Here is a 12,362-nt window from a genome sequence, read left to right as displayed (position 1 = left end):
GCGGGGGGCCGGGCCAGACGGGCCGCGGGGTCAGGCGAGGGGCGATCCGCTGCCCGCGACGATCTCGGGCCGCAGCAGGCCGGCGAGCTTCTCGGCGGGCAACAGGCCCTTCTCCAGGACGAGTTCGGCCACGCCCCGGCCGGTGACGAGGGCCTCCTTGGCGATGTCGGTCGCGGCCGTGTACCCGATGTACGGGTTGAGGGCCGTGACCAGACCGATGGAGTTCTCCACGCTCGCGCGCAGCGCCTCGGTGTTGGCGGTGATGCCGGACACGCAGCGCTCGGCGAGGGTGAGGCAGGCGGCGCGCAGGTGGGTGATGGACTCCGACAGCGAGTGCAGGATGATCGGCTCGAAGGCGTTCAGCTGGAGCTGCCCGGCCTCCGCCGCCATCGTGATGGTGACGTCGTTGCCGATCACCTCGAAGGCGACCTGGTTGACGACCTCGGGGATCACCGGGTTCACCTTGCCGGGCATGATGCTCGAACCGGCCTGCACCGGGGGCAGGTTGATCTCGCCGAGCCCCGCACGCGGCCCGGACGACAGCAGGCGCAGGTCGTTGCAGCTCTTGGAGAGCTTGACGGCGATCCGCTTCAGCACGCCCGACATCTGGACGAACGCGCCGCAGTCCTGGGTGGCCTCGACCAGGTTGGCCGCGGTGACCAGCGGCAGCCCGGTGATGTCGGCGAGGTGGCGGCGGGCCGCCTCGGCGTAGCCGGCGGGTGCGTTGAGTCCGGTGCCGATGGCCGTGGCGCCGAGGTTGATCTCATGGATCAACTGGACCGCCTCGTCAAGACGGTTGCGGTCCTCGTCAATCATGACGGCGTACGCGGAGAACTCTTGACCGAGCGTCATGGGCACCGCGTCCTGCAACTGTGTACGGCCCATCTTGAGCACATCGCGGAACTCGACGGCCTTGGCCGCGAAGGCGTCCTGCAGTACGGACATCGCCTTGAGCAGTCCACGTACCGCGAACACCGTCGCCACCTTGACGGCGGTCGGGTAGACGTCGTTGGTGGACTGGCACAGGTTGACATCCTCATTGGGGTGCAGGTGCTGGTACTGCCCCTTCTCGAACCCCAGCAGCTCCAGCGCCCGGTTGGCGACGACCTCGTTGGCGTTCATGTTGGTCGACGTGCCGGCGCCGCCCTGGACGACGTCGACCACGAACTGGTCGTGCAGCTTGCCGTCCCGGACCTCCCGGCACGCCTCGACGATCGCGGCCGCCTTCCTCGGCTCCAGCAACCCGAGTTCCTCGTTGGCGAGCGCGGCGGCCTCCTTGACGGCGGCGAGGGCGTCGATCAGATGCGGATAGGCGGAGATCGGCGTGCCGGTGATGGGAAAGTTCTCCGTGGCGCGCAGCGTGTGCACGCCCCAGTACGCGCCGGCGGGAACGTCCCGGTCACCGAGGAGATCGTGCTCGCTGCGAAGGGCGGCGGTAGTCATGAGGGAACGGTTCCTCTTTCAAAAGGGCTGAGGGTGAGCGCCCCCTTCCTGGGGGCGCGGGGAACTGCGCGACCAGCCGCGAACGGCCCGCAGACCGAGGCCGGCCTGCAGTTCCCGTCGGAACTCGGAGGAACTACGCGCAGGCGGACAGGGGAACCGGGTCCAGGGCACGCACCGCACGCACGCACCCGACCGGCTCACCACCACCGAGCAAGGGCTCCCCCGCGAACGGCACGAGCGCCGAAGGGTCTACGCCCACGCGCGCGAGCGCCGCCGCAGCGACGGGAATCCGCGCCCGGCTCGCCCCGTCGGCGATCTTCACGGCAAGAGCCCGCCCGTCGGGCAGCGCGGCGACCTGGACGCCCTCGAAGCCGTCCTTCGCGAGCAACCCCGGCACGGCGTGCATCAGTTCGGCCACGTCCCGCCCGGCACCGGAGGCCATCTCGGCGTGGTCGCGCATGGCGTCGGCGACGCGCGCCTCCGGCGTTCCGGCCACCGCCGTCGTGATGCGGGCAACCGCACGCGCGAGCCCGTGCAGCGACACGGAGAACAGCGGCGCCCCGCACCCGTCGACGGTCACCCGCGCGATGCGCTGCCCGGTGAGGTCCTCGACGATCTCGGCGATCGCCTGCTGGAGGGGGTGCTGGGGATCGAGGTAGCGGTCGAGCGACCAGCCGTTGAGCTTGCAGGTGTAGAGCATCGCCGCGTGCTTGCCGGAGCAGTTCTGGGCGAGCCGGGAGGGCGTACGCCCCTCTCGCACCCATGTGTCGCGGACGGCCGGGTCGAACGGCATGTCCGGCACGTTGCGCAGGTGGTCCTCGGTGAGCCCGGCGAGCTCGAGGATGCGACGGGCGCCGGCGAGGTGGCGTTCCTCGCCGGAGTGGCTCGCCGCGGCGAGGGAGAGGAGCTCCCCGTCGAGCGGGAGCCCCGCCCGCACCATGGCGACAGCCTGGACGGGCTTGAGGGCCGAGCGGGGGTAGAACGCGGCCTCTATGTCTCCGATCTGGAGCTGGACCGTGCCGTCGGCGTCGAGGACGACGACGGAGCCGTAGTGGAGGCCCTCGACGACCCCGCCGCGTATCAGGTGGGCGACGGGGGCGTGGAGGGGCTCGCGGATCAGGGGTGCGTCCGCGACGGTGCTGCTGAACATCACTGCCTCTTGTCGATGAGCGGCGCGAGGGTTACGCGCCCGCTCCGGTCGTGGGTCGGTTCTCGGTGGACGGGCGTGCGGCGCGGCGGCGGATGGCGAACCATCCGCCGACCAGCGCTCCGACGATCAGCGGCAGGCACAGCACGGTGGTGCGGCCTGCGCCTCCGTCGGCGTACATGAGGACCAGGACGGAGGCGAGGAAGGCCAGCGTCACGAGTTCGGTCCAGGGGGAGCCCGGGAGCCGGTAGCCCGGGCGGGTCAGCTCGCCCTTCTGGGTCTTCTGCCAGAAGAGGAGGTGACAGATCATGATCATGCCCCAGGTGGAGAGGATGCCGATCGCAGCGAAGTTGAGGACGATCTCGAACGCGTCGGCGGGGACGACGAAGTTGAGGCCGACGCCCAGCACACAGATACCGCTGGTCAGCAGGATTCCGCCGTAAGGGACCTGGCTGCGGCTCATCACCGAGGTGAACTTGGGGGCGGATCCCGACATCGCCATGGAGCGCAGGATGCGGCCGGTGGAGTACAACCCGGAGTTGAGCGAGGACATGGCCGCCGTGAGGACGACGAGGTTCATCACGCCGCCGGCCGCGGGGATGCCGACATGGGACAGCACCGTCACGAAGGGGCTCTCGGCGGCGCTGTACTTGTTCCACGGCAGCAGCATCGACAGCAGGACGACGGAGCCGACGTAGAAGAGGCCGACGCGCCACATGATCGAGTTGATCGCCTTCGGCATGATCTTCTCGGGGTTCTGGGTCTCGCCGGCTGCGACGCCGACCAGTTCGACGGAGGCGTAGGCGAAGACGACGCCCTGGATGATCAGGAGCATCGGCAGCAGGCCGTTGGGGAAGACGCCGCCGTGGCCGGTGATCAGGGCCGGGCCCGGGTCGGTGCCGTCGACGGGGTGCTGCGTGACCAGCAGGAAGATGCCGATGCACATGAAGATCACCAGCGCGCTGACCTTGACGATGGCGAACCAGAACTCCATCTCGCCGAAGATCTTCACCGAGATCAGGTTGACGGTGAGGACCACGGCAAGGGCGATCAATGCGATCAACCATTGAGGGATGTCGGAGAACATGCCCCAGTAGTGGGTGTAGGTGGCGACCGCGGTGATGTCGGCGATGCCGGTGGTGGCCCAGTTGAGGAAGTACATCCAGCCCGCGGTGTAGGCGCCCTTCTCGCCCAGGAACTCACGGGCGTAGGAGACGAAGGCGCCGGACGAGGGCCGGTAGAGGACCAGCTCGCCCAGGGCGCGCACCACCAGGAACGCGAAGAGGCCGCAGACCGCGTAGGCGATGAACAGGGAGGGCCCGGCGTCGGCGAGGCGTCCGCCGGCGCCGAGGAACAGGCCGGTGCCGATGGCGCCGCCGATGGCGATCATGTTGACGTGCCGGGACTTGAGGGACTTGCTGTAGCCGGCGTCGCCTGCGTCGACGTGTGTGGCGGGGGTGCGCGTCTCGTCTTTGAGGTGCTGCTCGCTCACGCCTCGGGTCCGCCTTCCGTGGGGCTGTCCGCGCGCCCGCGGCGCACGATGTCGGTGAGGGTGGTCTCGACGCGGTCGAGGTGGTGGGCCATGGCCTCCACGGCGTCGAGTTCGGAACCGTCCGTCAGCGCCTCGATGATCGCCCGGTGCTCGCGGTTGGACTGCTCGCGGCGTCCGCCCAGCTCGTTGAGGAAGGCCGACTGACGCGCCAGTGCGTCCCGGATCTCCTCGATGACCCGGCGGAAGACCGGGTTCTGGGAGGCCTGGGCGACCGCCAGGTGGAACAGCGTGTCGAGGGCGACCCACGAGGTGGTGTCGGTCTCCCGCTCCATGCGCTCCAGCAGGTGCACCAGGTGGTCGAGGTCCTCGGGGGTGCGGCGCACGGCCGCGTAGCCCGCCACCGGGATCTCGACGTGCCGGCGCACCTCCATCAGATCGCTGGCCGCGTAGTCGCCGAAGGTGGGGTCCTCCACCGCGTTGGCGACGACGAAGGTGCCCTTGCCCGTCTTGGAGACGGTCAGGCCCATCGTCTGCAGGGCCCTGAGGGCCTCGCGCAGCACGGGCCGGCTGACCTCGAGGGTGCGGCAGAGCTCCGCCTCGGACGGCAGCTTGTCGCCCACCTCGTACTCGCCGCGCTCGATGGCGGCACGCAGGTACGCGAGCACCGCTTCCATCGCACTGATGCGCCGCGGGCCCTGACTGGCTGTCTGGCTGTCTGACAGGTTCACGGAAGTGATCCTGCGGGTGACGGGCGGCACCTGTCAAGCGAACCGAATGGGGAAATTCAAAGGGGCGTGAGGTCCGGAAACGGACTTCACGCCCCGAGGCGAGCGAGCGGCGGCCGTCAGCTGCTGATCGCGCCCGTGCTCAGCAGGCCCAGCAGCAGAACGCCGACGATGAGCCGGTAGATCACGAAGGCGTTGAAGGAGTGCTTGGCGACGAACTTCAGCAGCCAGGCGATGGAGGCGTAGGCGACCACGAAGGACACGCCGGTGCCGACGACGAGCGGCGCGGCGCCCACCCCCGTCCCCAGCGCGTCCTTGAGCTCGTACAGGCCGGCGCCGGTCAGGGCCGGGATGCCCAGGAAGAACGACAGGCGGGTGGCGGCGACCCGGTCCAGGTCCAGGATCAGCGCGGTGGACATCGTCGCGCCGGAGCGCGAGAAGCCCGGGAAGAGCAGGGCGAGGATCTGCGAGGAGCCCACCAGCATGGCGTCCTTGAAGGTGGTGTCGTCCTCACCGCGCTTGTGCCGGCCCATCTGGTCCGCCGCCCACATCACACCCGACCCGACGATCAGCGAGGCCGCGACCACCCACAGCGAGGCCAGCGGGCCCTCGATGAGCGGCTTGGCCGCCAGGCCCACGATCACGATCGGGATCGTGGCGTAGATGACCCACCAGGCGAACTTGTAGTCGTGGTGGTAGCGCTCCTCCTTGTTGGCGATGCCACGCCCCCAGGCGGCGCAGATCCGCACGATGTCCTTGAAGAAGTACACGAGCACGGCGGCGATCGCACCGACCTGGATGACCGCGGAGAACCCGACGACGGCGTCGTCGTCCACGGGGATGCTCATCAGTCCCTCGGTGATCTTCAGATGCCCGGTCGAGGAGACCGGCAGGAACTCGGTCACCCCCTCGACGGCTCCGAGGACGACGGCCTGACCGACGCTAATGACGCTCATGTGATCCAGTTCTGAGGAGTTGGGTCGACAGTGTTCGACAGTGTTGTGGACAGTCTTACTACGGGCGGGAGGACGGCCGGCCACCTACCCCCACAGGGCCTGGGCCAGCGATACCCCGGCGAATGCCGCGCCGAGGCCCGCCACCACGCTCCCTGCGACGTTGGCGGCAGCGTAGAGCCCCGCACCTGTCTCGGTCAGCCGCAGGGTCTCGTAGGAGAAGGTCGAGTACGTCGACAGGGCCCCGCACAGGCCGGTGCCGATCAGCAGCTGGACATGCGGGCCGGCCGCCCCGGCCGACACCGCACCGGTGAGCAGGCCGAGGATCAGGCAGCCGCAGACGTTCACCACGAAGGTGCCCCAGGGGAAGACCGAGTCGTGCCGGGACTGCACCGCGCGGTCGGTGAGGTAGCGCAGCGGCGCGCCGACGACGGCGCCCCCGACGACCAACAGCCAGTTCACAACGACTTCTTACCCTTCGTGTGCGCACGGCCGGGGCCGGCTTCGCGGCCGACGTACCTGATGACCTCGCAGTCGTCGAGGATGACGAGACCCGAGCCGACGAGCTCGTCGAGCTGCGGGAGGAAGGCACGGACGCGCTCCTCGGTGTCGACGATGACGATCGCGACCGGCAGGTCCTCGCTCATGGACAGCAGCCGCGAGGTGTGGATCAGCGAGGAGGCGCCGAAGCCCTCGATGCCGCGGAAGACGCTGGCGCCGGCCAGTCCGGTTGCGTGCGCGCGGTGCACGATCTCGGAGTAGAGCGGCTTGTGGTGCCAGGTGTCGTTCTCGCCGATGAAGACGGTCACGCGCAGGGCGCTGCCGGTCAGCCTCGTCATGGCTGCCTCCACTTCAGGACGCGGCGGGCCGCGGTCATCGCGAGCCACACCGCCGTGAGGGCCGCGAGCAGGGTCGCGGCGAGGTAGGCCAGCCCGGTGCCGGGGTGGCCGCCGTCGACGAGCCGCTGGATGTCGACGGCGTAGGTGGAGAAGGTGGTGAAACCGCCCAGCACGCCGGTGCCGAAGAACGGCCGCACCAGGCGGTGCGCGGCCCATACGTCGGTGATGACCACCATGAACACGCCGATCACGGCGCAGCCGACGACGTTGGTCCAGAAGGTCGCCCAGGGGAATCCGCCGGACGCGGTGGGCCACCACAGGGTGAGGGCGTAGCGGGCGGTCGCGCCGAGGGCTCCGCCGAGCGCCACCACCGCGACCACGGCACCCTGGCCCCGCCAGACGGGCGGCCGCGGGGCGCGGGTCCGGGTGCGGATGCTCTCGGCCTCCGGGGCTGTCATGGTCGTACCTCTCCTACTCGCCGGGGCCCCTGGACATGCGGGCGCCGTTGCTCAGCAAGTAGGGACCGTTGGCGGCACCACTGCCGCGGTTCGGGTACGGCGGGCCCCACCGCCGCGCCGCGAGGGGTGCTCACGGCCGGGGATCAGGGTAACGCCCGGGTCGCGGCCGGGTCACTTCGGGACCGGTGGCTCGCACACCGCGATGCCCCGCTCCCACACGCTGCCCAGGATCAGGTGGCCGGCCGCCTCGCAGACGCTGGTCACCATGCGGTAGCCGGAGCGCCTGCGGGCAAGGTGGTGAACGGTTTCCCCCCGGTCGTCGACCGCGAGGACGCCGGCCATGCCGGTGGGGCGATAGGGGGCGCGGACGGCGACACGGGCCGCGGCACGGCGGACGGCGGGGGCGGCGCGGTGCAGCAGGGCGAGCGGGGGGACGCGGGGGCCTGCCAGGGACACCCAGATCGGGCCGTCCGGGGCACCGCGCCAGATGTTGTCCGGCATGCCGGGGAGATCCTCGGCGAAGGGCTCGCTCTGCCCGGTCTTCGGACCGGTGAGCCAGTAGCGGGTGAGCCGGCAGGCGCCCGTCTCGGCGACGACCAGGAAGGACTCGTCGGCGCTCAGCGCGAGGCCGTTGGCGAACTGGAGCCCCTCCAGCAGGACTTCCGGGGTCTCGCTGCCGGGGGCCAGGCGCAGCAGGCGGCCGGTTCCGGTGTGTTCGACGATGTCGCCGATCCACTGGTCGAGGGAGTAGACCTGGCTGGACACGGTGAAGCAGAAGCTCCCGTCGGACAGGGCGACCACGTTGCTGCAGAACCGCAGCCTCTCCCCCGCCACCGAGTCGGCGAGGATGCGGACGATGCCCGCGCGCAGGTCGACGCGCATCAGTCCGAGTTCGGCGTCGCACACCAACAGGGCGTCGTCCGCGAGGAGTTCGAGGCCGAGCGGGCGGCCGCCGGTCTCGGCGAGCACCTCGACGCGGGCGGCTGCGGGCTCCGCCAGGCCGTCGATGCGCAGGATGCGGCCGTCCTCCACGCCGGTCAGTACACGGCCGCGGGAGTCCGCGACGACGTCCTCGGGGCCGCGGCCGCCGATGGCCACGTACCGAAGTGGGACGAGTTCACTGGGACGGTCCATGAAAACCTCCTTGTCGAGGTCGGGACGGTTCATGCTGGCATGTGTGGGCACTGCGGCCGGGTGCCGCGTCACTCGTTCAGGTTTACCTGAAGGCATTCCTGGCCACTCAGCACACCACCACGGGTGGCTCCGGGCCGGAGGAAGGGGTGATCCTCATGTCGCGGTGGGCCGCGTGGCACCGGCTGGGGCTCGCCGAGCTGCACCGTCGCGGCGCCGAGCTGGAGTTGCTGCACCGGGCGATGGGGTTCGCGACGCTCTCCCTGGTCACGCTGGCACCCCTGCTGATCGTGGTCGCGGCGGCGGATCCGTTCGGGCACGGCGGGTTCGCACTGTGGCTGGTGGACGGCATGGCGCTGTCCGGCAAGTCCGCTGACGCGCTCGCCCACGTCTTCGGCCCGACCCGCAAGGTCATCAGCACCACCAGCGCGCTGAGCATGGCCCTGCTCGCGCTGTTCGGCATCTCCTTCGCCTCCAGCGTGCAGAACGGCTACGAGCGGATCTGGAAGCCGGCCTCCGTCCCCTGGCACCGGATCTGGCGGCAGGTGGTCTGGCTGGTCATGCTCATGGTGTACCTGTACGCCCAGGTGCAGACCCGCCACGTACTGGAAGGCGCGCCCCGCATCCTGCTCAGCATGGGCGTCGGCGTGCTGTTCTTCTGGTGGGGGCCGCACTTCCTGCTCAGCCGCCAGGTGCCCTGGCGGTATCTGCTGCCCGGCGCGCTCGCGACGATGGCCGGCCTGGTCGGCCTGCGCGGCTTCTCCTACCTGGTGTTCACCCCGCTCCTGGTCACCAACGCGATCAGCTACGGACCGGTCGGCACCGTCCTGGTGGTGGAGTCCTGGCTCGTCGGCGTCGGGTTCGTCGTCTACGGGGGTGCGCTGCTGGGCCGGCTGGTGTGCGAGTGGCTCGGGCACGTCGACGCTCCCGGGGATCCGCCGGCGCGGGAGACACGCGAGCCGACGGACCGCGGTGACGGCCGCACGCCGACGGACCGTGACACGGGACCGCGCCCGACGGACCGCGGTCCGGGACCGACGGCCATGCGTACCTAGCGGAGCGCTGTCACCGGTCACAGGGGTCTGCGCCCGCTGCCCGGACGCATATCGCTGCCTGCACACCTCTTGCCGAGGGAAGACCTCACCGTCTCGTCCCCCTCTTCCGGCCGGACCGCCGCACTCCGCGTCCACACACTGTCCCGCACACCGGGCCGTCGCGCAGGGCGTTCGACCGCCTTGACCGGGAACGTACGTCACTTGCGACGCGGGGCCGCCCGCTGCCACCGCCCGCACCTTGTGGCTCAGCGGTGGCTGAACCACGCCATCGCCGGGAGCGACCTTCGTCGTAGCCGAACAGGGCCTGCTGGTCTCCAGCCACCCCGGCCCTCACCACGATCCGCCAGCCCTACGACCGCATCAGCGCCGAGATGGTCCGGGTGAAGCGGGATTCGACCTAGGGGGTGTCCGGCGTTCGGTTCGATACTGAGCGGCATGGCCCTCTACGACTCGCTCGGCACGACGTACGGTCTGACCCGGCGGGCCGATCCGCGGATCGCCGCGCGGATCCACGCCGCGCTCGGGGACGCCGCGGACGTGATCAACATAGGGGCGGGCACGGGCTCCTACGAGCCGCCGCACACGGTGCTCGCCGTCGAGCCGAGCCGGGTCATGCTGGCCCAGCGGCCGCCGGGGTCCGCGCCGGCGGTGTGCGCGGTGGCCGAGAGGCTGCCGCTGCGCGACGACGCCGCCGACGCGGTCCTGGCGCTGCTGACCGTCCACCACTGGACCGGCCTCGCGGCCGGGATCGCCGAGCTGCGCCGGGTCGCCCGCCGCCGGGTCGTCGTCCTGACCTGGGACCAGGCGGTGTTCCGGGAGCGGTTCTGGCTGGTGCGCGAGTACCTTCCGCAGGCGGCCGCCTTCGACGACGCACGCGCCGTCGCCATCGCCCGGCTGGCCGAACTGCTCGGCGGGGTGCGGCAGCAGCCCGTGTGCGTCCCGCACGACTGCACGGACGGGTTCGGCGCCGCCTTCTGGCGCCGCCCCCACGCCTATCTCGACCCGCGGGTTCGGGCCGGCATCTCCCTGTTCGCCCAGACCGGCGAGGAGGCGGTCGCCCCGGGTCTGGCGCGGCTGGCGGCGGACCTCGCGAGCGGCCGGTGGCACGCCGATCACGCCGACCTGCTCGGGCTCGACAGCGTCGACGTCGGCTACCGCCTGCTGATCGCGGAGGTGTGAGCGCGCACAACCGGTCAGGATCCGAGAAGCCGTCCCCCGCTTCCCCGGCCTAGCGTGAGTGCACCGACGAAATCCGTCGGTTCCCCGTCTCCGAAGGAGCACGCCATGACCGCCGGCCTCAAGACCGTCATCTACCCCGTCAAGGACCTCGCCAAGGCGAAGGCGCTGTTCGGCGCGCTGCTCGAGGTGGAGCCGTATGCCGACGAGCCGTACTACGTCGGCTTCAAGGACGCCGGGCAGGACGTCGGGCTCGACCCCAACGGGCACGCGAAGGGCATGACCGGCCCGGTGCCGTACTGGCACGTCTCCGACATCCGCGGGCGGCTGGCCGCGCTGGTGGACGCGGGCGCCGAGCTGATGCAGGACGTGCAGGACGTCGGCGGCGGCCGGCTGATCGCCTTCGTCAAGGACGCGGACGGCAACCTTGTCGGACTGCTCCAGGACCCGGCCGCCTGACACCACCGGCCAATCTGTATGCACCCGCATTGGTTGCGCCATCAACAAATGGCTGATTCGGTGTTACCGTGCGGTTATGGCAGTGAAGACGGCCGACGCGCGGCTCGAGGAGAAGTGGCGGGACATCCTCTCCGTGCACGCGCGCACGATGTGCGAGATCGATCGCGTCCTGCACCCGCGCGGCCTGGGCGCGAGCGACTTCGAGGTGCTCGACCTCCTCGCGTCCGAGTCCCTCGGTGAGGGTGAGCAGTGCCGGGTGCAGAACCTCGTCGGGCGGGTTCATCTCAGCCAGAGCGCGCTGTCCCGGCTCATCGGCCGGCTGGAGAAGGACGGCCTGGTGGAGCGCTCGGTCTGCGTGGAGGACCGGCGCGGGGTGTGGGTCGCACTGACCGACAAGGGGCGCGCCCTGCACGCGGAGGTGCAGCCGTTGCAGCGCGAGGTGCTGGCCCGGCTGCTGGGCGAACGGGCCGAGGGTTCCTCCGAGGCCTGACGAACTGTGCGGTGCCGGCGCCCGGTTGTGGACCGGGCGCCGGCACCTGTCACATCACGCCGGTGCCGTCACGGTACGGCGGAGGTGCCGGGCGAAGAACCTGACCGCGCTGTCGGCCTCGAACCTGGGCAGTTCCTTGTGGCTGCCCGCGTTGACGTGCAACGACTTCTCCGTCGAGGCGAAGGCGTCGAACAGCGCGAGACCGGATTCGCGCGGGATGTGCTCGTCGTCCCACTGCAGGTCGAACTCGACCGGGATGGTGATCCGCTTCGCCGTCTCGGCCAGCGCGTCGGGCCAGTGGAGCCCGAGCACCGCGGCGGTGATCCTCGGTTCGGCCGCCACCAGCGGCACCCCGATCGCGGTGCCCATGTTCAGGCCGTAGTAGCCGACCGGCCCGTCGGCGCCGATCTCCGGCAGTTCCTGGAGGGCGTCCAGGGTCGCCAGCCACTCGGGTACGGCGCGCTCGGCCAGCTGGGCGTTGTAGCGGACGACGATCGGGCCTTCCGGCTCGCCCGCCGCCCGCGCCTCGAAGAGCGCGGCGATCTCCTGCTCGTCGTACGGCGTGCGCGGCCGGCCTCCGTGGCCGGGGGCGTCGATGACGGCGACATGGAACCCGCCGTCATGGACCAGGCGTTCGGCGCGGCCCACCATGGCGGGCCACTTCTTGTGGGTGCCGCCGCCGTGGCCCATCAGCACCAGGGGTGCGCGGTCGGAGCCCGCTGCGGGCGACCAGAGGACGCCGGCGACCTCACCCAGGGTGAAGTCGCGTTCGAGGACGCCGTTCTTGGATGTCTCGGCGGTGAAGTGCAAAGTATTCATGGGTAGTCGCCTTTCGGGAGGACCTTCTGTCGTGGCGCTCCCGGCGACTCCTACGTCATTCGCCGACCGTGATCCCCAGGGGGAGCACCCACACAGCTGCAGCGTTCATGGGTCTCACCTCCCCGGTCGGTGTCACGGCGTACCGCACGCTACCCGGCGGCCGCCGTCCCGCCCA

At 70.6% G+C, this 12,362-nt stretch carries 14 protein-coding genes; 4 read left to right on the top strand and 10 right to left on the bottom strand.

Annotated features, from left to right (window positions below; genetic code table 11):
• Nucleotides 1–30: 30 nt before the first annotated feature.
• The 9 genes from aspA to ACIBN2_RS03595 form a co-directional block, all read right to left on the bottom strand.
• Nucleotides 31–1,443 (bottom strand): aspartate ammonia-lyase, encoded by a 1,413-nt coding sequence (aspA, locus tag ACIBN2_RS03635; RefSeq protein WP_399132456.1) that lies wholly within the window; start codon nt 1,441–1,443, stop codon nt 31–33.
• Nucleotides 1,444–1,576: 133 nt separating this feature from the next.
• Nucleotides 1,577–2,593, bottom strand: a complete 1,017-nt coding sequence (locus tag ACIBN2_RS03630; RefSeq protein ID WP_399132455.1) for an asparaginase — start codon at nt 2,591–2,593, stop codon at nt 1,577–1,579.
• Nucleotides 2,594–2,624: 31 nt separating this feature from the next.
• Nucleotides 2,625–4,082: an amino acid permease gene (locus ACIBN2_RS03625; protein WP_399132454.1), complete on the bottom strand. Its 1,458-nt coding sequence runs from the start codon at nt 4,080–4,082 to the stop codon at nt 2,625–2,627.
• A complete protein-coding gene (locus ACIBN2_RS03620; RefSeq protein WP_399132877.1) occupies nt 4,079–4,756 on the bottom strand; it encodes a FadR/GntR family transcriptional regulator in 678 nt (225 codons plus the stop codon). Before ACIBN2_RS03620 ends, ACIBN2_RS03625 begins: the two co-directional genes overlap by 4 nt.
• A 170-nt stretch (nt 4,757–4,926) precedes the next feature.
• Nucleotides 4,927–5,763: an undecaprenyl-diphosphate phosphatase gene (locus ACIBN2_RS03615; protein WP_399132453.1), complete on the bottom strand. Its 837-nt coding sequence runs from the start codon at nt 5,761–5,763 to the stop codon at nt 4,927–4,929.
• 84 nt (nt 5,764–5,847) lie between these two features.
• Nucleotides 5,848–6,222 carry a fluoride efflux transporter CrcB gene (gene crcB / locus ACIBN2_RS03610; protein WP_399132452.1) on the bottom strand — a complete coding sequence of 125 codons (375 nt, stop codon included), beginning with the start codon at nt 6,220–6,222 and terminating at the stop codon, nt 5,848–5,850.
• Complete coding sequence (locus ACIBN2_RS03605; protein ID WP_399132451.1) at nt 6,219–6,599, bottom strand: DUF190 domain-containing protein; 381 nt, start codon at nt 6,597–6,599, stop codon at nt 6,219–6,221. Before ACIBN2_RS03605 ends, crcB (ACIBN2_RS03610) begins: the two co-directional genes overlap by 4 nt.
• Entirely contained in the window at nt 6,596–7,057 is a 462-nt protein-coding gene (gene crcB / locus ACIBN2_RS03600; protein ID WP_399132450.1) for a fluoride efflux transporter CrcB, read from the bottom strand. Before crcB (ACIBN2_RS03600) ends, ACIBN2_RS03605 begins: the two co-directional genes overlap by 4 nt.
• A gap of 171 nt (nt 7,058–7,228) precedes the next feature.
• A complete protein-coding gene (locus ACIBN2_RS03595; protein ID WP_399132449.1) occupies nt 7,229–8,191 on the bottom strand; it encodes an SMP-30/gluconolactonase/LRE family protein in 963 nt (320 codons plus the stop codon).
• A 155-nt stretch (nt 8,192–8,346) separates the two neighbouring features.
• On the opposite strand from ACIBN2_RS03595, the gene ACIBN2_RS03590 reads away from it, so the two are divergent.
• The 4 genes from ACIBN2_RS03590 (at nt 8,347) to ACIBN2_RS03575 (ending at nt 11,368) form a co-directional block, all read left to right on the top strand.
• Nucleotides 8,347–9,243, top strand: coding sequence for a ribonuclease BN (locus tag ACIBN2_RS03590; protein ID WP_399132448.1), 897 nt, complete (start codon nt 8,347–8,349; stop codon nt 9,241–9,243).
• 435 nt (nt 9,244–9,678) lie between these two features.
• Nucleotides 9,679–10,422 carry a class I SAM-dependent methyltransferase gene (locus ACIBN2_RS03585; RefSeq protein WP_399132447.1) on the top strand — a complete coding sequence of 248 codons (744 nt, stop codon included), beginning with the start codon at nt 9,679–9,681 and terminating at the stop codon, nt 10,420–10,422.
• 105 nt (nt 10,423–10,527) lie between these two features.
• Entirely contained in the window at nt 10,528–10,878 is a 351-nt protein-coding gene (locus ACIBN2_RS03580) for a VOC family protein (protein ID WP_399132446.1), read from the top strand.
• A 76-nt stretch (nt 10,879–10,954) separates the two neighbouring features.
• On the top strand, nt 10,955–11,368 hold the full coding sequence (locus ACIBN2_RS03575) for a MarR family winged helix-turn-helix transcriptional regulator (RefSeq protein ID WP_399132445.1): 414 nt from the start codon (nt 10,955–10,957) through the stop codon (nt 11,366–11,368).
• Nucleotides 11,369–11,422: 54 nt separating this feature from the next.
• On the opposite strand, the gene ACIBN2_RS03570 is transcribed toward ACIBN2_RS03575, so the two are convergent.
• On the bottom strand, nt 11,423–12,187 hold the full coding sequence (locus tag ACIBN2_RS03570) for an alpha/beta hydrolase family protein (protein ID WP_399132444.1): 765 nt from the start codon (nt 12,185–12,187) through the stop codon (nt 11,423–11,425).
• Nucleotides 12,188–12,362 lie beyond the last annotated feature (175 nt).

Origin of the sequence: Streptomyces sp. NPDC050534 (genome assembly GCF_044457745.1) — a bacterium.
Classification (GTDB): domain Bacteria; phylum Actinomycetota; class Actinomycetes; order Streptomycetales; family Streptomycetaceae; genus Streptomyces.
The sequence above is the reverse complement of the archived record's forward strand: the minus strand, read 5'-3'. Positions and strand labels throughout refer to the sequence as shown.

Coding starts and splice junctions, on each gene's coding strand:
- ACIBN2_RS03580 (WP_399132446.1), top strand. CDS start 10,528: ATGACCGCCGGCCTCAAGACCGTCATCTACCCCGTCAAGGACCTCGCC.
- ACIBN2_RS03590 (WP_399132448.1), top strand. CDS start 8,347: ATGTCGCGGTGGGCCGCGTGGCACCGGCTGGGGCTCGCCGAGCTGCAC.
- ACIBN2_RS03595 (WP_399132449.1), bottom strand. CDS start 8,191: ATGGACCGTCCCAGTGAACTCGTCCCACTTCGGTACGTGGCCATCGGC.
- ACIBN2_RS03630 (WP_399132455.1), bottom strand. CDS start 2,593: ATGTTCAGCAGCACCGTCGCGGACGCACCCCTGATCCGCGAGCCCCTC.
- ACIBN2_RS03575 (WP_399132445.1), top strand. CDS start 10,955: ATGGCAGTGAAGACGGCCGACGCGCGGCTCGAGGAGAAGTGGCGGGAC.
- ACIBN2_RS03605 (WP_399132451.1), bottom strand. CDS start 6,599: ATGACGAGGCTGACCGGCAGCGCCCTGCGCGTGACCGTCTTCATCGGC.
- ACIBN2_RS03585 (WP_399132447.1), top strand. CDS start 9,679: ATGGCCCTCTACGACTCGCTCGGCACGACGTACGGTCTGACCCGGCGG.
- aspA (WP_399132456.1), bottom strand. CDS start 1,443: ATGACTACCGCCGCCCTTCGCAGCGAGCACGATCTCCTCGGTGACCGG.
- ACIBN2_RS03615 (WP_399132453.1), bottom strand. CDS start 5,763: ATGAGCGTCATTAGCGTCGGTCAGGCCGTCGTCCTCGGAGCCGTCGAG.
- crcB (WP_399132450.1), bottom strand. CDS start 7,057: ATGACAGCCCCGGAGGCCGAGAGCATCCGCACCCGGACCCGCGCCCCG.
- ACIBN2_RS03570 (WP_399132444.1), bottom strand. CDS start 12,187: ATGAATACTTTGCACTTCACCGCCGAGACATCCAAGAACGGCGTCCTC.
- ACIBN2_RS03620 (WP_399132877.1), bottom strand. CDS start 4,756: ATGGAAGCGGTGCTCGCGTACCTGCGTGCCGCCATCGAGCGCGGCGAG.